Genomic DNA, 19,266 nt, shown 5'->3' on the forward strand with positions numbered 1-19,266 from the left:
AAGACTGCCAAAACCCTTCTTCGGAGAACACGATGTACCAACATATCAAAGTACCTGCCGACGGCCAGAAAATCACCGTTAACGCCGACTTTTCCCTGAACGTGCCTGACACCCCAATCATTCCTTACCTGGAAGGCGACGGCACCGGCGTGGACATCACCCCGGTGATGATCAAGGTGGTGGACGCGGCGGTTGCCAAGTCCTACGGCGGCAAGCGCAAGATCAGCTGGATGGAGATCTTCGCCGGCGAAAAGTCGACCAAGGTCTACGGCCCGGACGTGTGGCTGCCGGAAGAGACCCTGAAGGTACTGAAGGATTATGTGGTGTCGATCAAGGGCCCGCTGACGACCCCGGTCGGCGGCGGCATCCGTTCCCTGAACGTGGCCCTGCGCCAGGAACTGGACCTGTACGTCTGCCTGCGCCCGGTGCGCTACTTCAAGGGCGTGCCTTCGCCAGTGCGCGAGCCTGAGAAAACCGACATGGTGATCTTCCGCGAAAACTCGGAAGACATCTACGCCGGCATCGAGTGGCAGGAAGGCTCGGAAGGCGCCAAGAAGCTGATCGAGTTCCTGACCAAGGAAATGGGCGTGAAGAAGATCCGCTTCCCTGGCACCTCCGGCATCGGCGTCAAGCCGGTCTCGCGCGAAGGCACCGAGCGCCTGGTGCGCAAGGCGATCCAGTACGCGATCGACAACGACAAGCCTTCCGTGACCATCGTCCACAAGGGCAACATCATGAAGTACACCGAAGGCGGTTTCCGTGACTGGGCCTACGAACTGGCGCAAAAAGAATTCGGTGCCGAGCTGATCGACGGTGGCCCATGGTGCAAGTTCAAGAATCCGAAGACCGGCCGCGAGATCACCGTCAAGGATTCGATCGCCGACGCGTTCCTGCAGCAGATCCTGCTGCGTCCGGCGGAGTACTCGGTGATCGCCACCCTGAACCTGAACGGTGACTACATTTCCGACGCGCTGGCGGCACAGGTAGGCGGTATCGGCATTGCGCCGGGCGCCAACCTGTCCGACTCCGTGGCCATGTTCGAAGCGACCCACGGCACCGCGCCTAAGTACGCGGGCAAGGATTATGTGAACCCTGGCTCCCTGATCCTGTCGGCTGAAATGATGCTGCGCCATATGGGCTGGACCGAGGCGGCGGACCTGATCATCGCCTCGATGGAGAAGGCGATCACCTCCAAGAAAGTTACCTACGACTTCGCCCGCCTGATGGAAGGCGCGACCCAGGTGTCGTGCTCCGGCTTCGGTGACGTCATGATCGAGCAGATGTAAGCCAAGCTCGTTTCCATGCAAACCCCGCCATCCGCAAGGAGGCGGGGTTTTTTATTGTGCGCCTGACGCGGCTCAACATGGCGGCGTGTGAAGCGGCAGAGAATAAACCGCTTACGCTCACTCGAGGAGGCTGCCATGCCGCAGAGCTTGCTTGACGATGAATCGTCCCCGTCCGAAGATGATGATGACGCGCGACTTCACCGGCTGGAGAAACAGGTGGATGCCCTTAATTGCGAACTGGCCTTATTACGTCAGCACATGGACAGTGGCTTTGCCCTGGTGCGGTCCGATATGGCGGCGCGCTTTGCCGAAGCCGACCTCAAGAGCTCCGAGCGCTTTGCCGAGGCGGAATGCAAGAATACGGAGCGCTTTGCCGAGGCCGAACGCAAGAATATGGAGCGCTTTGCCGAGGCCGAACACATGAATAGCGAGCGCTTTGCTGAAGCCGAACGCAAGAATACGGAGCGCTTTGCCGAGGCCGAACGCAAGAATACGGAGCGCTTTGCCGAGGCCGACCGCAAGAGTATGGAGCGCTTTGCCGAAGCCGAACGGAAGAATCTCGAGCGCTTTGCCGAAGCCGAACGGAAGAATCTCGAGCGATTTGCCGAAGCCGAGCGCACGACCTGCGAGCGCTTTACCGAGGCGCGCCGAGAGTCGGAACAGCGTTTCGTTCGGCAGGATGACAATATGAAGGCGCTCATAGGCCAGTTGCAAACGCAGATGCTTGAAATGGACAAGCGTCAGGATGCACACATGGTCGAGATGAGACGTCGGCACGATACGTTCAGCCGCTGGATGGTAGGTCTGACGCTCGGTGTCGTTGTGTTGGTGGCGGATCTGGCCAGCCGCATGTTTTAGCGAATTGCGCGAGCGTGACAAAAGTGCAGGCAATCGAGTGCGCTGCCGGCGACTTCTGCCTGGATAGGGGAGGAGCCGGCAAAGATGAAGCCGGCCCGCTGCAGGACGCGGGCGGAGGCGGCGTTGGCGATAGTAACGTGGGCGTCGAGGCCACGTAGCTGCCAGTGGCCGTAAGCCAGTTCCATCAAGTGTGCCAGCGCGGCGCCGGCAAGCCCCCGGCCGCAGGCATAAGAGGCGATCCGGTAGCCGACTTCGGCGCGCAATGAGACCTGGTCGATACCTTTCAAGTTGCAACGGCCAATAATCTCCCCGTCTTCAACCAGCAGGCAGGGATGCATGGTGCCGCTCGCATGGCGCGCCAGGTAGTCTTCGATATGCGCAGCCACGCCGATAAGATTGTAAAAGTCTGGCGCACGGGCATCGACCTGGGATTCGAACCAGTCGCGGTTGGCGAGCTCGAATTCCAGCAGCGCGGGCGCATCGGCTGTTGTCAAAGTGCGGATTTGCATGACGAAATCGGCATAGTGCGGGTATGATGGCAGGCGAAAAAAAACCCCGCGGGGCGGGGCTTTTCGTTGTCCGAGGCCAGGGATTAGTTGGTCTGGATGTTGGAAGCTTGCTTGCCTTTAGGGCCCTGAGTAACTTCGAACTGCACTTTTTGACCTTCTTTCAGGGTCTTGAAGCCGTTCATGTTAATCGCGGAGAAGTGTGCGAACAAATCCTCACCGCCATCATCAGGAGTGATGAAGCCAAAACCTTTGGAGTCATTGAACCACTTAACGGTACCAGTTGCCATTTTAAAAAAACTTTCAATAAAAACGAATCACACGAGCCATAAAAGCAAGAAGCTTCCTGCCCCCTCCTCGACAACTCACTTCTTACCAACATGTACAGATCTGCACAAAGTCGATATCGCATTGTTGGCGGAACAATTTTTAATGTCAAGCGCTTTCACTAGCACATGGTGAGCTTTTTGCAACAGCTTTTTTCGAGCTCTTGATTTTGACCAAGCTGACCGCCATCTGCGGCAATCGGCGAAAACGCGTAAGATGAGTACTGGTGGAAATGGCCCTCTGAAATGGGCGTTGCAACTAGTCTGAAAGCATTAGAATATAAGCGTATGGCAACCAAGCATGACACCGAAACCGTCCTGGAACGGCAGGCAATCAAGCCGCCACCTATGTACCAGGTGGCGCTGCTGAACGACGACTACACTCCAATGGAGTTTGTGGTCGCCATCATCCAGGAGTATTTCAATAAGGACCGGGAAACGGCCACACAAATTATGCTGAGTGTCCATCGCTACGGCAAAGGCGTGTGCGGCGTTTTCTCTAAAGATATAGCTTCAACCAAAGTGGAGTTCGTTTTAACGCATGCACGCAAGGCGGGGCATCCCCTGCAATGTGTGATGGAGGAAGTATGATTGCGCAGGAATTGGAAGTAAGTTTGCATATGGCGTTTGTCGAAGCGCGGCAGGCGCGACACGAGTTCATCACCGTGGAGCACTTGCTGCTGGCGCTGCTCGACAATCCATCGGCAGCCGAGGTGCTGCGCGCCTGCGCAGTGAATATTGAGGACCTGCGCAAAACGCTGACCAACTTCATCGGCGACAACACGCCGACCGTGCCTGGCACCGGCGAAGTGGATACCCAGCCTACCCTGGGCTTCCAGCGCGTGATCCAGCGCGCGATCATGCACGTGCAGTCGGCTTCCAACGGCAAGAAGGAAGTGACCGGCGCCAATGTGCTGGTGGCCATCTTCGGTGAAAAAGACTCGCACGCTGTTTACTACCTGCACCAGCAGGGAGTCACCCGCCTGGACGTGGTCAACTTCATCTCGCACGGCGTGCGCAAGGACCAGCAGATGGATTCAGGCAAGGCATCCGAGGGCGTGGAAGAAGGCGCCGCACCGGAAGGCCAGGCCAAGGAATCGCCGCTGGACCAGTTCACCCAGAACCTGAACAAGTCTGCCGCCGAGGGCAAGATCGACCCGCTGATCGGCCGCGAAGACGAAGTGGACCGCGTGATCCAGGTGCTGTGCCGCCGCCGCAAGAACAATCCGCTGCTGGTGGGCGAAGCCGGCGTGGGCAAGACCGCCATTGCGGAAGGCCTGGCCTACCGCATCACCCAGGGCGACGTGCCGGAAGTGCTGTCGAACGCGGTGGTCTACTCGCTGGACATGGGCGCGCTGCTGGCCGGCACCAAGTACCGCGGCGACTTCGAGCAGCGCCTGAAGGCCGTGCTCAAGCAGCTGAAGGATAATCCGAACGGCATCCTGTTCATCGACGAGATCCACACCATCATCGGCGCCGGCTCGGCGTCGGGCGGCACGCTGGACGCGTCCAACCTGCTGAAACCGGCCCTGGCCAACGGCCAGCTGAAGTGCATCGGCGCGACCACCTTCACGGAATTCCGCGGCGTGTTCGAGAAAGACCATGCGCTGTCGCGCCGCTTTCAGAAGGTCGACGTCAACGAGCCGACCGTGGAGCAGACCGTGCAGATCCTGCGCGGGCTGAAGTCGCGCTTCGAGGAGCACCATGGCGTGAAGTATTCGTCGTCGGCGCTGTCGACCGCGGCCGAATTGGCTGCGCGCTTTATCAACGACCGGCACCTGCCGGACAAGGCGATCGACGTGATCGACGAGGCTGGCGCCGCACAGCGCATCCTGCCGAAGTCGAAGCAGAAGAAAACCATCGGCAAGACCGAGATCGAGGAAATCATTTCCAAGATCGCGCGCATCCCGCCGCAGACCGTCAACCAGGACGACCGCAGCAAGCTGGCTACCATCGACCGCGACCTGCGCAACGTGGTGTTCGGCCAGGACCCTGCAATCGAAGCGCTGGCATCTGCGATCAAGATGTCGCGCGCCGGCCTGGGCAAGCAGGACAAGCCTATCGGTTCCTTCCTGTTCTCCGGCCCGACCGGCGTCGGCAAGACCGAGGTGGCCAAGCAGCTGGCCTTCATCCTGGGCATTGAGCTGATCCGCTTCGACATGTCGGAATACATGGAGCGCCATGCGGTGAGCCGCCTGATCGGCGCGCCTCCTGGCTACGTGGGCTACGACCAGGGCGGCCTGCTGACCGAAGCGATTACCAAGAAGCCGCATGCCGTGCTGCTGCTGGACGAGATCGAGAAGGCGCATCCGGATATCTTCAATATCCTGCTGCAGGTGATGGACCACGGCACGCTGACCGACAACAACGGCCGCAAAGCCGACTTCCGCAACGTGATCATCATCATGACCACCAATGCGGGTGCGGAAAGCCTGCAGAAGCGTTCGATCGGCTTCACCGACAGCAAGGAAGCGGGCGACGAGATGGCGGACATCAAGCGCATGTTCACACCGGAGTTCCGCAACCGCCTGGATGCGACCATCAGCTTCCGCGCGCTGGACGAGGAAATCATCCTGCGCGTGGTGGACAAGTTCCTGATGCAGCTGGAAGAGCAGCTGCACGAGAAGAAGGTGGAAGCCATCTTCAGCGAGAAGCTGCGCAAGTTCCTGGCGAAGAAGGGCTTCGATCCTTTGATGGGCGCGCGTCCGATGTCGCGCCTGATCCAGGACATGATCCGCAAGGCGCTGGCCGACGAACTGCTGTTCGGCCGCCTGGTGTCCGGCGGCCGCGTGATTGTCGACCTGGACGAAGCCGAAGCGATCAAGCTGGAGTTCCCGGAACCGGATGCGGCGCCTACGCCGCCACCGGAGACCGTCGAAGTCGAATAAGCGGTGTGACGCTTCGGAAAACCCGCTCGCCGAGCGGGTTTTTTTATTCCCTCAAAGTTCCTGGAGTTGCTTCAATGTCGCCAGGCGGCGGCGCGACACCTCTACGCTCATGCCGTCGACGCGCAGCAGGACGGCGCCGCCGTCGCCATTCTCGATGCTGCGCACGGCGGCCAGGTTGACGATGTGGCGGCGATTGGCGCGGAAGAACTGCTGCGGATCGAGGCGCTGTTCCAGTTGCAGCAGCGAGCGCGCCAGCAACGGCGCGGCGCCGTCGAAGTAGAGGCGGGTGTAATTGCCCTCAGACTCGAACAGGCGGATGTCTTCCAGCCGCACGAACCAGCAGCGTTCACCGTCGCGGATGAACAGTTTTCGCGGAATGGCGCTGGGCGCAGGCGCGAAGCCAAGCCGCGCAGCGGCACGCTCCAAAGCCGCAGCCAAGCGTCGCGGCTCGATGGGCTTCATCAGGTAGTCGAGCGCACTGGCTTCGAAGGCCTGCAAGGCGTACTGGTCGAAGGCGGTGGTGAAGATCACCTCGGGCGGGTCGTCGAGCGCGGCCAGCAGGTCGAAGCCGCTGGCGCCGGGCATTTGCACGTCCAGCAGCAGCAAGTCGGGCTGCAACGCAGCCACCTGAAGCGCCGCTTCGGCGGCATTGGCCGCCTCTCCAACCACGGCGACGCCGGCGTGGCAGGCCAGCAAACGCCGCAGTTCGGCGCGAGCCAGGCGCTCGTCGTCAACGACCAGGACGCGTATCATGCGGCCCGTACCGGCCAAGCTTGCCAGAAGCGGATGCAGGGTGTCCGCCATTGTCATTGGGTGACACCCGTGACTTCCACAGCCACGCCCGCCACATTCAGCGCCAGTGAACCGCCGGCGGTTTGCACGATGCGATCGACATCGGCCAGGTTGACCAGGTGGCGGCTGCTGGCGCGGAAGAATTGCTGGCGGTCGAGCATTTGTTCGAGCTGTTGCAGGGAGCGCGGGATCAGCGGCGCAGCGCCGTCGAAATAGGCGCGCGTATGCTCGCCTTCCGCCTCGAACAGGCGGATGTCGGTCAGGCGCACGAACCAGCAGCGCTCCCCCTCGCGGATGAACAGCTTGCGTGGCTTGCTGCCCATGCCGGCGCGGACGGCAGCACGTTCCAGTGCGGCGGCAAGGCGTTGCGGGTGGATCGGCTTGAGCAGGTAGTCGGCCGGGCAGTGGCCATGGCCCGTGGTGAAAATAACTTCCGGCACGTCGTCCAGCGCATCGAGCAGGTCGAAGCCGCTGCCGCCCGGTATCTGCACATTCAGCAGGAGCAGGTCCGGCGCCAAAGCCTTGGCCCGCGCGATGCCATCGGCAACATCGGCGGCCTCGCCGACGATTTCAAATTGCTGCTGGCCTGCCAGCAGGCGGCGCAGCTCCTTGCGGGCCAGCCGCTCATCGTCGATAACCAGCACGCGCATCGTCATGACAGAGGGAAGCTCAGGGTGGCGCGTACCCAGCCATCGCGCTCCACCAGTTCAAGGCTGGCGTTGCCGCCCTTGGCATGCAGCAGCCTTTTGCGGGCGTTGGCCAGGCCGACGCGCGTCGAATTGCCTAGCCTGGCCAAGGCGCCGCGGTTGGCCACCTCGATAGCGGCGTGGCCGTTGGCATGGCTGGCACTGATGCGGATTTCCGTGCCGGCGCTGCTTTGCTCGACGCCGTATTTCACCGCGTTTTCAACCAGCGTCTGCACGGCCATCGGCGGAATGGTCACGCTATCCATGCCGTCGGCGATGCAGACGGTGACGTTCAGGCGCTCTTCGAAGCGGATCTTTTCGATGGCCAGGTAGGATTCAACAGCTTCCATCTCTTCTTTCAGCGGCACGGTATCGGCATAGCTGGCAGCCAGCGTATAGCGCATCAGCGTTGCAAGCTGGTCGATCATTTGCGCGGCCGATTGCTGGTTCTCGAAAATCAGGGCGCGCACGCTGTTCAGGCTATTGAAGAAAAAATGCGGGTTCACCTGGGCCTGCAGGGCCTTCAGTTCGGCTTCCTTGGCGAGCACGTCGAGCCGCAGCGCTTCCGATTCGAAGCGGTTGGCGCGCCGCAGGGCCGTGGCAGCCATATATGAGACCTGCCATGCTGTCATGATGCCGGACCAGAACAGCAAGAGCATGGGTAGCCAGCTGCCGCCGTCTGCCACGCCGACCAGCGAACGGGCAATGATGGTGACGAGCGCCAACTGCACGGGGCCGAGGATGAAGATGGCGACAAGGACCTGCCGCCAGTCCACGCTGCGCTTATTCCAGTCGCGCAGCTTCATGTAGCGGCGCCACAGGTCCGTCAGCAGCAGGCCGCTGAGGCCGTCCAGGATGCAGGTCAGGACGGCGCCCGGCCGCGCCAGGAACGGCCCGTTGACCAGCATGAGGAAGGCAATCACGGCGCTCCAGCCAAGCCCTTGCAAGATCCAATACCAGTTGAGCCGCGCCAGCAGCGGCATGTCGCTGCCGTCGGTGCGGTTCATTTGGTCGTTTTCCGTCCCGGTGAGTGCTCTTTTCATGGCATGGGAGCATACCGTATCCATCCAGCTGGCGCTCCAGCGATATGACGAGCGGTCGAATCGGATGACAAGCGGTTGCTCAGGAGCTGTGCCGGCGGCGCCGGGCGCGCAGGGGGAAGACGAACCACGTGCCGATCAGCAGCAGGAAGGCGGCCAGTCCTCCGGCCGCGCTGCCCATATCGCTGCCGGTGACCATGTAGAGCACCACGGCGATGTCCAGCGCCAGGCCTGCGGCCAATGGCGCGAGGGCGTAGCAGATGGCGCGCGAAGAAATGGTGATCGCATGCATGGAAACCTGGCCTGGTTCGGCGAGGCGATGGTAGGCGGCCGGCAACATGACCAGCGCGATGGCCACCACCACCAGGGCCAGGGCGGCAGCGTGGCAGTCCTGGGCATAGACCGGCAGCTGCTCGAAACGGTCGTTGAAGACGGCAATGGCCTGGAAGCCGAACAGGGCCTGGATACCTGGCAGTATCATGCGCGCCTCTTCGATGATGCGGCCCATCTGCTCTTTTAGTGACTCTTGCTCGGTGTGCTCGTCCATGCCGTCGATTCTAGCGAGCAGCCGTTTTGACAGGCGCGCGCCTGTGCTGCCACGACCTGCTGCGCCACCAGCCCGGCGCCGTAGCTGGACATGTGGTCATCATCGAAATACAAGGCCTTGCCATCCTTGACGGCGTAACAGCGCGCAGCGTCACAGAACAGCGTTTCCGGCCGCAGGATGCGCACGCCGGCAGGCAATTCACCCAGCCGCTGCTCCACGAAGGCGCTGCGACGTCGCCACCAGGCGGTCGTGACCCCATCCACCGTGCGCGGGTCGTCGGCCTGGCGTATCAGCTTATCCACCTGGCGCGGGAGTTCGGGCGCCTGCAATACCACGGTGACATGCTTGCCCGCGCTGGCAAAGCGGTTCAATATCGTCTTGTACGAGGCCCAGATGGCGTCGCGCTTGGCATCGCTGAATTCGTCCGGCAGGCGCGGGTAAATGCCTTCATGGTCGCCAAACAGGGCACTGTGAATGCGGTAGCTGACCACGACCTCCTTGATATGCGGATCGGCGGCGATGAAGTCGACAGCCTCGCGCGTCCAGTCGCTGCAGCCGGGATTGGTGTCGGCGCGATGGTAGGAAGGCGAGCAGCCGCTGAAGCTGAACTGGCGCACACCCTGGTGGCGGCCGTTCAACTGTACCGCCAGCGCGTGCGCCAGTTCGATCGCATGGCTGTCGCCGAACACTGCCCATTCCCCGGCGGGACCGTTGAAGGCGCAGGCGTCTTGCGGCTTGCGGTACTCCAGACCCTTGGTATGGCAGGCAGCGCGCTCCGGGCTTGCAGTGACAGTGCGCAGCACCTCTTCCTGCTGCGGGGTGGTCTTGACACTGCGCATGCCGTTGGTCTTGTGGCCTGCCATGCCGATGCCGAAGAACAGCAGCGAGCCGGCAATGGCGAAGGCGAAGATTTGTTGGCGGCCAAACCTGCTGCGGTTGCGGAACGGCTTTTCGACGAACTGCCAGCTAAGATAGGCCAGCACCAGCGTCAGCACCACCAGCGCGGCCATCAGGGCCGGACTTGGCCCGTCCAGGCTACGGTGGCGCGCGAATGCCAGGATAGGCTGGTGCCACAAGTAGGCGCTGTAGCTGACCAGGCCGACGCCGACCATCAGCCGGCTGCCCAGGATCTTGCCGACCGTGGTCGACGGGACTGCGAACAGGATGATCAGCGCTGCGCCGACCGTGGGCAGGAGCGCGTACACACTAGGGAAGGGCGTGTATTTGCTGAAGGCGAAAATGCCGGTGCCGATCAGGCCGAGGCCGGCAAGGCTGGCAAGTTCGCGCGTGCGTTGCGAATGCCGGCCGGCGCCGGGGCGCGACATGTAATAAGCGCACAGCGCGCCGATGGCCAGCTCCCAGGCGCGTGTGGGCAGCAGGAAGAAGGTGGCGGAAGGCTCCCTGGCCACGCCCCATTGCGCCGCACCGAGGCTGGCCAGCGCCGTTCCGACCAGCACCGCCAGCAGCAGCCGCTGGCCGCGGCGCCAGAACAGCATCAGGAACAAGGGGAACAGCAAGTAGAACTGTTCTTCGACCGCCAGGCTCCAGGTGTGGAGCAGGGGCTTGAATTCGGCTGAGCTGTCGAAGTAGTCGCTCTGCTCCCAGAACAGGATATTCGACGCGAAGGCGGTGACGGCCACCAGGCTTTGCGAAAAGCCTTTCAGGTCGTCCGGCACCAGCCAGAGCCAGGCGAACGGCAGGCAGGCAAACAGCAGCAGGAATAGCGCCGGCAGGATGCGGCGCGCCCGTCTTTCATAGAAATTGAGAATGGAGAACTGGCCAGCTTCCAGCTCGTGGATCAGGATCGTCGTGATCAGGTAGCCGCTGATGACGAAAAAGACGTCGACGCCAACGAAGCCGCCGCCAAAGAACTGGAACCCTGCGTGAAACAGGATTACCGGCAGGACGGCAACCGCCCGCAGACCATCAATTTCCCTGCGATATTCCATGTAATGCCCCTGAATTCAACGCAAGAAGATACTACGGGATTGTCATTGATGCAATATGCTGTGGCGTCGATGCCTCGGCTCAGGGTTCCTGCTCTTCGCGCAGGCGGCGCCACAGCGTCGTGCGGCTGATGCCAAGGTAGTCGGCGGCGGCGTCACGGCGGCCGCCGAAGCGGGCCAATACTTCGGTGACGCTGTTCGGCGCGGGGGCGGATGCATGGGGCGCAGGCAGTTGCGTTACCGCGGGCGGCAAGGAATTCAGTTCGGGCGCGACGCCTGCAACGAAGCTGGGCGTCAGGGCCTGCAGCGGTTCGGCGGCGAGGAACAGGGCGAGGCGTTCGGTGAGGTTGCGCAGTTCGCGTACATTGCCGGGCCATTCATAGCGCAGCAGCAGGGGGGCGCAGGCGGCCAGTTCGGCCGGCAGGTTCGGGTGGGCGCGCGCGCCCAGGCTGGCCAGGGCGGTACGCAGCGACCATTCGGCCAGCGGCAGGATGTCGGTCGGGCGCTCGCGCAGCGGCGGCAGCGACAGGCGCAGCACGGCCAGGCGGTAGAACAGGTCGGGGCGGAAGCGCCCCTCGCGCACCCTCGCTTCAAGATCGCAATGGGTGGCGCTGATGATGCGCACATTGACCGGAATCGGCCGCGTGCCGCCGACCCGCACTACTTCGCGTTCTTCCAGCACGCGCAGGAGCCGGGTCTGCAGTGCAAGCGGCATTTCGCCGATTTCGTCGAGGAACAGGGTGCCGCGGTTGGCTGCTTCGAACAGGCCTGCGTGGCCGCCGCGACGGGCACCGGTAAAGGCGCCTTCCTCATGGCCGAACAATTCCGACTCCAGCAGCGATTCGGCGATGGCGCCACAGTTCACCGCGACAAAGGGACGGTTGGCGCCGCCCAGCGTGCGCGGGGATTCGCGGTGGATGGCTTGCGCCACCAGTTCCTTGCCGCAGCCGGTTTCGCCCTGGATCAGCACCGTGGCGGGCGACTTCGCGTACAGCACGACAGCCTGGCGCACGCGCTCCATCGCATCGGACTCGCCGCGCAGGTCGGCCAGTCCATGCTTGGCGCGCAAGGTGTCGGCCACCACGTGGCGCCTGCTACGGTTGGTTTCCAGCTGCGCCAGGCGCGCCAGTTCAAGTGCGTCGTCGAAGGCCTGGCGGATCGATGCGGCGGAATAGACAAAAACGCCGGTCAGGCCGGCTTCTTCGGCCAGGTCGGTGATCAGGCCGGCGCCGACGATGGCCTTGATGCCGGAGGCCTTCAGGTCATTGATCTGGGCGCGTGCATCTTCCTCGGTGGCATAGGTGCGCTGCTCGATCGGCACGCCGAAGGTGGCGGCGAATTCCGCCAGCGCAGGCATGTCATCCTGATAGGTGATCACGCCGATGCGGTCGGAAACCTTGCGGGCGCGCGCCAGGGCCTGCATGAAATCGAAGCCGCTGGCCTTGGCGATTACCACGGGTACCGACAGGCGTCCCTTCAGGTAGGCTGCATTCGAGCCGGCCGCAATGACGGCATCGCAGCGCTCCGTCGCCAGGCGTTCGCGGATATGGCGCGCGGCCTCGTCGAAGCCAAGGTTGATCGGTTCGATATCGGCCAGGGCGTCGTATTCCAGCGTGATGTCGCGGAACAGCTCCGACAGGCGCGAGACGGAAACCGTCCAGATCACCGGCTTGTCGGCCGGGTCGAAGGGCAGGGGAGTGGAATGTCGCATGTTTCACCTGAAACGTTTCACGTGTTTCAACCTGAAACATTATACTCTGGCGCCCGCGTTGCAAGTGCTTGATTTTGCTGGGAAGCCACGGCTGGCATGCCACTTGCACTATGGACGGCAAACATTCCTCAAACAGAAAGGACATCATGAGCCAATATTCCGCAGGCGCCGCCTTCCGCAAGGCCGTGCAAGAAGAATCCCCGCTGCAGGTGGTGGGCGCGATTAACGCCAACCACGCCCTGCTGGCCAAGCGCGCCGGCTTCAAGGCGATCTATCTGTCGGGCGGCGGCGTGGCTGCGGGCTCCCTCGGCCTGCCGGACCTGGGCATCTCCAACCTGGACGACGTGCTGACCGACGTGCGCCGCATCACCGACGTGTGCGACCTGCCGCTGCTGGTGGACGTGGACACCGGATTCGGCGCCTCCGCCTTCAACGTGGCGCGCACCGTGAAGTCGATGATCAAGTTCGGCGCCGCCGCCATGCATATCGAAGACCAGGTGGGCGCCAAGCGTTGCGGCCACCGCCCCGGAAAGGAAATCGTCTCCAAGGGCGAAATGATCGACCGCATCAAGGCTGCCGTGGACGCGCGTACCGACGAAAACTTCGTGATCATGGCCCGTACCGATGCGCTGGCCGTGGAAGGCCTGGACGCCGCAATCGACCGCGCAATGGCCTGCGTGGAAGCCGGCGCCGACATGATCTTCCCTGAAGCGATGATTTCGCTGGATATGTACAAGCAATTCGCCGCAGCGGTAAAAGTCCCGGTGCTGGCGAATATCACCGAATTCGGCTCCACCCCGCTGTTCACCGTGGAAGAACTGAAGTCCGCCGACGTGGGCCTGGTGCTGTACCCGCTGTCCGCCTTCCGCGCCATGAACAAGGCTGCGGAGAATGTGTACACCGCGATCCGCCGCGACGGCACCCAGCAGAACGTGGTCGACACCATGCAGACCCGCGCCGAATTGTACGAGCGCATCAACTATCACGATTTCGAACAGAAGCTGGACGCCCTGTTTGCAGCCGCCAAAAAATAATTCGACGATCCGAGGAGAGACCAAAATGACCGAGCAAGCCCCAACCTTCAAGCCTAAGAAATCCGTCGCCCTGTCCGGCGTCGCAGCCGGCAATACCGCCCTGTGCTCCGTAGGCAAGACCGGCAACGACCTGCACTATCGCGGCTACGACATCCTGGACGTGGCCACCACCTGCGAATTCGAAGAGATCGCCTACCTGCTGGTGCACGGCAAGCTGCCGAACATGGCCGAACTGAAAGGCTACAAATCCAAGCTGAAATCCCTGCGCGGCCTGCCGCAAGGCGTGAAGTCGGCGCTGGAAGCGCTGCCTGCATCGGCTCACCCGATGGACGTGATGCGTACCGGCGTTTCCGTGCTGGGCTGCTGCCTGCCTGAGAAGGACGACCACAATATCGCCGGCGCGCGCGACATCGCCGACCGCCTGATGGCTTCCTTCGGTTCCATGCTGCTGTATTGGTACCACTACAGCCATAACGGCAAGCGCATCGATGTGGAAACCGACGATGAAACCATCGGCGGCCACTTCCTGCACCTGCTGCATGGCGAAAAGCCGTCCGAATCGTGGGTGCGTGCAATGCATACCTCGCTGATCCTGTACGCGGAGCACGAGTTCAATGCCTCCACTTTCACCAGCCGCGTGATCGCCGGCACCGGTTCCGACATCCATTCCGCCATCACCGGCGCGATCGGCGCGCTGCGCGGTCCCAAGCACGGCGGCGCCAACGAAGTGGCGCTGGACATCCAGCAGCGCTACGAAAACGCGGACGAAGCGGAAGCCGACATCCGCAACCGCGTCGCCAACAAGGAAGTGGTGATCGGCTTCGGCCATCCCGTGTACACCGTGTCCGACCCGCGCAACGTGGTGATCAAGGAAGTGGCGCGTTCCCTGTCGCAAGAAGCCGGCTCGATGAAGATGTTCGACATCGCCGAACGCCTGGAGTCGGTGATGTGGGAAGTCAAGAAGATGTTCCCTAACCTGGACTGGTTCTCCGCCGTGTCGTACCACATGATGGGCGTTCCGACCGCCATGTTCACCCCGCTGTTCGTGATTTCGCGCACCTCCGGCTGGTCGGCGCACATCATCGAGCAGCGCATCGACAACAAGATCATTCGTCCAAGCGCCAATTACGTCGGACCTGAAGACCTGGCCTTCGTACCGATCAAGGATCGCAAGTAATCATGAACTCCCAATACCGTAAGCAACTCCCTGGCACCAAGCTGGATTATTTCGACGCGCGCGAAGCGGTCGATGCGATCAAGCCGGGCGCCTACGCCACGCTGCCGTACACCTCGCGCGTGCTGGCGGAGAACCTGGTGCGCCGCTGCGATCCGGCCACGCTCGCCGCGTCGCTGTCGCAGCTGATCGAACGCAAGCGCGACCTGGACTTCCCATGGTTCCCGGCCCGCGTGGTGTGCCACGACATCCTGGGCCAGACCGCGCTGGTCGACCTGGCCGGCCTGCGCGATGCCATCGCAGAGCAGGGCGGCGATCCTGCCCTGGTCAATCCGGTGGTGCCGACCCAGCTGGTGGTCGACCACTCGCTGGCAGTGGAATGCGGCGGTTTCGATCCGGACGCCTTCAACAAGAACCGCGCCATTGAAGACCGCCGCAACGAAGACCGTTTCGACTTCATCAACTGGACCAAGAAGGCGTTCCAGAACGTCGACGTGATCCCGCCGGGCAACGGCATCCTGCACCAGATCAACCTGGAACGCATGTCGCCGGTCATTCAAGTGAGCGATGGCGTGGCCTATCCGGACACCCTGGTAGGCACCGACTCGCACACTCCGATGGTCGACGCGCTGGGCGTGATCGCCATCGGCGTGGGCGGCCTGGAAGCGGAAACCGTGATGCTGGGCCGCGCCTCCTGGATGCGCCTGCCGGACATCATCGGCGTTGAGCTGAGCGGCAAGCCACAGCCCGGCATTACCGCGACCGACATCGTGCTGGCGCTGACCGAGTTCCTGCGCAAGGAGAAAGTGGTTTCGGCCTACCTGGAGTTCTACGGCGAAGGCGCCGCCGCACTGACCCTGGGCGACCGCGCCACGATCTCGAACATGGCGCCGGAATTCGGCGCCACTGCCGCGATGTTCTCGATCGATGCGCAGACCATCAAATACCTGAAGCTGACCGGCCGCGACGACGACCTGGTGGCGCTGGTTGAAACCTACGCGAGGCACACCGGCCTGTGGTCGGACGACCTGGCCAAGGTGGAATACGAACGCGTGCTGAAGTTCGACCTGTCGACCGTGGTGCGCAATATCGCCGGCCCGTCGAACCCGCACAAGCGCGTCCCAACCTCCGAATTGGCAGCGCGCGGGATATCGGGCGTGGTGGAAAACGAGCCAGGCAAGATGCCTGACGGCGCCGTGATCATCGCTGCCATCACCAGCTGCACCAACACCAACAACCCGCGCAATATGATCGCGGCAGGCCTGCTGGCCCGCAACGCGAACAAGGCCGGGCTGCTGCGCAAGCCGTGGGTCAAGTCTTCGCTGGCGCCAGGCTCGAAAGCCGTGACGCTGTACCTGGAGGAAGCAGGCCTGATGCCTGAGCTGGAAAAGCTGGGCTTCGGCGTCGTGGCGTACGCCTGCACGTCCTGCAACGGCATGTCCGGCGCGCTCGACCCGGTGATCCAGAAGGAAGTGGTGGAGCGCGACCTGTACGCCACCGCAGTCCTGTCTGGCAATCGCAACTTCGACGGCCGCATCCACCCGTACGCCAAGCAGGCCTTCCTGGCATCGCCGCCGCTGGTGGTGGCCTACGCCATCGCCGGCACCATCCGTTTCGACATCGAGAAGGATGTGCTGGGCCACGATGCCGCCGGCAAGCCGGTCACCCTGAAGGACCTGTGGCCGAGCGATGAAGAGATCGACGCGATCGTGGCAAGCAGCGTCAAGCCGGACCACTTCCGCAAGGTCTACATCCCGATGTTCGCGCGCAGCGAAGAAGCTGCGGAACGCGCCGAGCCGCTGTACGACTGGCGTCCGCAATCGACCTACATCCGTCGCCCTCCTTACTGGGAAGGCGCGCTGGCAGGCGAACGCACGCTGAAGGGCATGCGCGCGCTGGCCGTGCTGGGCGATAACATCACCACCGACCACCTGTCGCCATCGAACGCGATCATGATGGACTCCGCTGCAGGCGAATACCTGCACAAAATGGGCCTGCCGGAAGAGGACTTCAACTCCTACGCCACCCACCGCGGCGACCACCTGACCGCGCAACGCGCTACTTTCGCCAACCCGACGCTGAAAAACGAAATGGTGCGCAATGCCGACGGCAGCATCAAGGCCGGTTCGCTGGCCCGTGTGGAGCCGGAAGGCAAAGTGACCCGCATGTGGGAAGCCATTGAAACCTATATGGACCGCAAGCAGCCGCTGATCGTGATCGCCGGCGCCGATTACGGCCAGGGCTCTTCGCGCGACTGGGCAGCCAAAGGCGTGCGCCTGGCGGGCGTGGAAGCCATCGTTGCCGAAGGCTTCGAGCGCATCCACCGCACCAACCTGGTGGGCATGGGCGTTCTGCCGCTGGAGTTCAAGGCTGGCGTCAACCGCCTGACCCTGGGCATCGACGGCACCGAAACCTTCGACGTGATCGGCGAACGCGCGCCACGCGCCACGCTGATCCTGGTGATCAACCGCAAGAACGGCGAACGCGTGGAAGTGCCGGTGACCTGCCGCCTCGACTCGTCGGAAGACGTATCGATCTATGAGGCAGGCGGCGTGCTGCAGCGCTTCGCGCAGGACTTCCTCGAAACCGCAAAGGCTGCGTAAATGGCACACAAACCGCAAATCAAGGTAGCTGCCACGTGTATGCGTGGCGGCACCAGCAAGGGCGTGTTCTTCCGGCTGCAGGACTTGCCGGAAGCGGCCCAGGTGCCAGGCAAGGCGCGCGACGCCTTGCTCCTGCGCGTGATCGGCAGCCCGGACCCGTACGGCAAGCAGATCGACGGCATGGGCGGCGCGACATCGAGCACCAGCAAGACGGTGATCCTGTCCGCCTCCACCCGCGCCGGCCACGACGTGGATTACCTGTTCGGCCAGGTCAGCATCGACAAGGCCTTTGTCGACTGGAGCGGCAACTGCGGCAACCTGTCGGCGGCAGTGGGCGCGTTTGCCATCAGCGGCGGCCTGGTGGCGCCGGCCCGCGTGCCGCGCGACGGCATGGCCGTGGTGCGCATCTGGCAGGCCAATATCGGCAAAACCATCATCGCGCACATTCCGATGACCAACGGTGAAGTGCAGGAAACCGGCGACTTCGAACTGGATGGCGTGACCTTCCCGGCGGCCGAAGTCCAGCTTGAATTCATGGACCCTGCGGCGGAGGAAGAGGGGGCAGGCGGTTCGATGTTCCCGACCGGCCGCCTGGTCGACGACCTGGAAGTTCCGGGCGTCGGCACGCTGAAGGCGACCATGATCAACGCCGGCATTCCGACCATCTTCATCAACGCGGATGCCATCGGCTACACCGGCACCGAGCTGCAGGAAGTGATCAACGGCGATGCCGCTGCCCTGGCAAAGTTCGAGACGATCCGTGCGCACGGCGCAGTGCGCATGGGCCTGATCAAGGACGTGTCGGAGGCGGCCACCCGCCAGCACACGCCAAAGGTCGCCTTTGTCGCCCCGCCCACCGGCTATGCCGCGTCCAGCGGCAAGCAGGTGCAGGCCGGCGATATCGACCTGCTGGTGCGTGCGCTTTCGATGGGCAAGCTGCACCACGCGATGATGGGTACCGCCGCCGTGGCAATCGGCACGGCGGCGGCGATTCCCGGCACGCTGGTCAACCTGGCCGCCGGCGGCGGTGAACGCGAAGCAGTGCGCTTCGGCCATCCATCCGGCACGCTGCGCGTCGGCGCCCAGGCCAGCCTGGAAAACGGCGAGTGGACCGTGAAGAAGGCCATCATGAGCCGCAGCGCGCGGGTCTTGATGGAAGGTTGGGTACGAGTACCGGCCGAATAAGCCTTGCGCGCCCGGCTGCCGGCCGGGCGCGCATTTTAAAGCTGCAGTGAGAGCGCGTCCAGCATGCGGGATACCGCCGCACCGGCGTTGGACCTTGCTTTGGCGATGGCGCCCCGCAGTTGCGTGGCTTGGCCGCTGATGTCCAGGCCGTAGCAGGCCAGGGCATTGATCGAGTCGAGCGCGGCGATCGTCACCTCATCGTCTCCCTCTTGCATCAGCCGAAGCAACAAATCGAAACTCCGAGTCTGATTCGTGACTTCGCTGAGCGTTTCTGCGCATGAGCGCTGCCAGAGCCGGGGGCGTTCTGCCAGCAGGTCTTGCAACATGATCCACTCTTGGTCGGAAAATGCCTCCAGGAAGGCAATGGCGTCGAGGATACCGACGTCAGCCCAGTAGTCATCGCATTCGCGCACGACCCTCAGCAGGGCATCATAATTTTTCAGCGTGTAGTTCATCCGAACAGACCGAGATCAGACCTTGCACGTCTTCTGCACGCGTGCTGTGGCGAGAGGTCAACTGATCCAGTAATTGCTGCAGCCTTCCTCGCAGGGAAACTGGCAGTTGAACCTCCATATCGTCTAGTTGGCTGGCAGCGATTGCCGCGACATCGAGGCAGGACGATGACATAAGCAGCGTCGTCAAAACGCCAATCCATCGTTGCTCCTGGACTCGCCAACTGCCTCG

17 protein-coding genes are annotated in these 19,266 nt (G+C 62.8%); 8 read left to right on the top strand and 9 right to left on the bottom strand.

Features of this window, described 5'->3' with window-relative positions; translation table 11 throughout:
- Positions 1–32 precede the first annotated feature (32 nt).
- Entirely contained in the window at positions 33–1,286 is a 1,254-nt protein-coding gene (gene icd, locus ACN9MW_RS10740) for an NADP-dependent isocitrate dehydrogenase (RefSeq protein WP_426170603.1), read from the top strand.
- A 135-nt stretch (positions 1,287–1,421) separates the two neighbouring features.
- The gene (locus tag ACN9MW_RS10745; protein ID WP_426170604.1) at positions 1,422–2,144 is read left to right on the top strand and encodes a hypothetical protein; all 723 of its coding nucleotides are present in this window, start codon (positions 1,422–1,424) and stop codon (positions 2,142–2,144) included.
- Here ACN9MW_RS10745 and ACN9MW_RS10750 read toward each other — a convergent pair.
- Together ACN9MW_RS10750 and cspE are read right to left on the bottom strand one after the other, a co-directional pair.
- Positions 2,141–2,653 carry a GNAT family N-acetyltransferase gene (locus tag ACN9MW_RS10750; RefSeq protein ID WP_426170606.1) on the bottom strand — a complete coding sequence of 171 codons (513 nt, stop codon included), beginning with the start codon at positions 2,651–2,653 and terminating at the stop codon, positions 2,141–2,143. The two genes, ACN9MW_RS10745 and ACN9MW_RS10750, sit on opposite strands and share 4 nt — an antisense overlap.
- Positions 2,654–2,736: 83 nt before the next feature.
- Positions 2,737–2,940 carry a transcription antiterminator/RNA stability regulator CspE gene (gene cspE / locus ACN9MW_RS10755; RefSeq protein ID WP_130314874.1) on the bottom strand — a complete coding sequence of 68 codons (204 nt, stop codon included), beginning with the start codon at positions 2,938–2,940 and terminating at the stop codon, positions 2,737–2,739.
- Between the two features lie 324 nt (positions 2,941–3,264).
- Between cspE and clpS the strand changes: the two genes are divergently transcribed.
- Both clpS and clpA read left to right on the top strand, forming a co-directional pair.
- Positions 3,265–3,567, top strand: a complete 303-nt coding sequence (clpS, locus tag ACN9MW_RS10760) for an ATP-dependent Clp protease adapter ClpS (protein WP_055937573.1) — start codon at positions 3,265–3,267, stop codon at positions 3,565–3,567.
- Complete coding sequence (clpA, locus tag ACN9MW_RS10765; RefSeq protein ID WP_426170608.1) at positions 3,564–5,864, top strand: ATP-dependent Clp protease ATP-binding subunit ClpA; 2,301 nt, start codon at positions 3,564–3,566, stop codon at positions 5,862–5,864. Before clpS ends, clpA begins: the two co-directional genes overlap by 4 nt.
- Positions 5,865–5,915: 51 nt before the next feature.
- Here the strand turns inward: clpA and ACN9MW_RS10770 are convergent, their stop codons facing one another.
- From ACN9MW_RS10770 to prpR, 6 genes are all read right to left on the bottom strand, one after another.
- Positions 5,916–6,674, bottom strand: a complete 759-nt coding sequence (locus ACN9MW_RS10770) for a LytR/AlgR family response regulator transcription factor (protein ID WP_426170610.1) — start codon at positions 6,672–6,674, stop codon at positions 5,916–5,918.
- Positions 6,671–7,312: a LytR/AlgR family response regulator transcription factor gene (locus ACN9MW_RS10775; RefSeq protein WP_426170612.1), complete on the bottom strand. Its 642-nt coding sequence runs from the start codon at positions 7,310–7,312 to the stop codon at positions 6,671–6,673. The genes ACN9MW_RS10770 and ACN9MW_RS10775 overlap by 4 nt, the downstream gene beginning before the upstream one ends.
- On the bottom strand, positions 7,309–8,349 hold the full coding sequence (locus tag ACN9MW_RS10780) for a sensor histidine kinase (protein WP_426170614.1): 1,041 nt from the start codon (positions 8,347–8,349) through the stop codon (positions 7,309–7,311). Before ACN9MW_RS10780 ends, ACN9MW_RS10775 begins: the two co-directional genes overlap by 4 nt.
- A 115-nt stretch (positions 8,350–8,464) precedes the next feature.
- A complete protein-coding gene (locus ACN9MW_RS10785; protein WP_426170616.1) occupies positions 8,465–8,929 on the bottom strand; it encodes a DUF6328 family protein in 465 nt (154 codons plus the stop codon).
- Entirely contained in the window at positions 8,899–10,878 is a 1,980-nt protein-coding gene (locus ACN9MW_RS10790) for an acyltransferase family protein (RefSeq protein WP_426170618.1), read from the bottom strand. The genes ACN9MW_RS10785 and ACN9MW_RS10790 overlap by 31 nt, the downstream gene beginning before the upstream one ends.
- A gap of 79 nt (positions 10,879–10,957) precedes the next feature.
- Positions 10,958–12,586 carry a propionate catabolism operon regulatory protein PrpR gene (gene prpR, locus ACN9MW_RS10795; protein ID WP_426170620.1) on the bottom strand — a complete coding sequence of 543 codons (1,629 nt, stop codon included), beginning with the start codon at positions 12,584–12,586 and terminating at the stop codon, positions 10,958–10,960.
- 146 nt (positions 12,587–12,732) lie between these two features.
- Here prpR and prpB point away from each other — a divergent pair, with 146 nt between their 5' ends.
- Genes prpB through prpF form a run of 4 tightly spaced genes read left to right on the top strand, consistent with a single transcriptional unit; the run spans position 12,733 to position 18,582 of the window.
- On the top strand, positions 12,733–13,620 hold the full coding sequence (gene prpB, locus ACN9MW_RS10800) for a methylisocitrate lyase (RefSeq protein ID WP_426170622.1): 888 nt from the start codon (positions 12,733–12,735) through the stop codon (positions 13,618–13,620).
- A 25-nt stretch (positions 13,621–13,645) separates the two neighbouring features.
- Positions 13,646–14,797 carry a bifunctional 2-methylcitrate synthase/citrate synthase gene (gene prpC / locus ACN9MW_RS10805; protein ID WP_426170623.1) on the top strand — a complete coding sequence of 384 codons (1,152 nt, stop codon included), beginning with the start codon at positions 13,646–13,648 and terminating at the stop codon, positions 14,795–14,797.
- A 2-nt stretch (positions 14,798–14,799) separates the two neighbouring features.
- Complete coding sequence (gene acnD / locus ACN9MW_RS10810; RefSeq protein ID WP_426170624.1) at positions 14,800–17,397, top strand: Fe/S-dependent 2-methylisocitrate dehydratase AcnD; 2,598 nt, start codon at positions 14,800–14,802, stop codon at positions 17,395–17,397.
- Positions 17,398–18,582: a 2-methylaconitate cis-trans isomerase PrpF gene (gene prpF / locus ACN9MW_RS10815; protein WP_426170626.1), complete on the top strand. Its 1,185-nt coding sequence runs from the start codon at positions 17,398–17,400 to the stop codon at positions 18,580–18,582.
- A gap of 35 nt (positions 18,583–18,617) precedes the next feature.
- Here prpF and ACN9MW_RS10820 read toward each other — a convergent pair whose 3' ends face one another.
- The gene (locus ACN9MW_RS10820; protein WP_426170628.1) at positions 18,618–19,037 is read right to left on the bottom strand and encodes a hypothetical protein; all 420 of its coding nucleotides are present in this window, start codon (positions 19,035–19,037) and stop codon (positions 18,618–18,620) included.
- Positions 19,038–19,266 lie beyond the last annotated feature (229 nt).

This window comes from Pseudoduganella sp. R-34 (assembly GCF_049904655.1).
Taxonomy (GTDB): domain Bacteria; phylum Pseudomonadota; class Gammaproteobacteria; order Burkholderiales; family Burkholderiaceae_D; genus Rugamonas.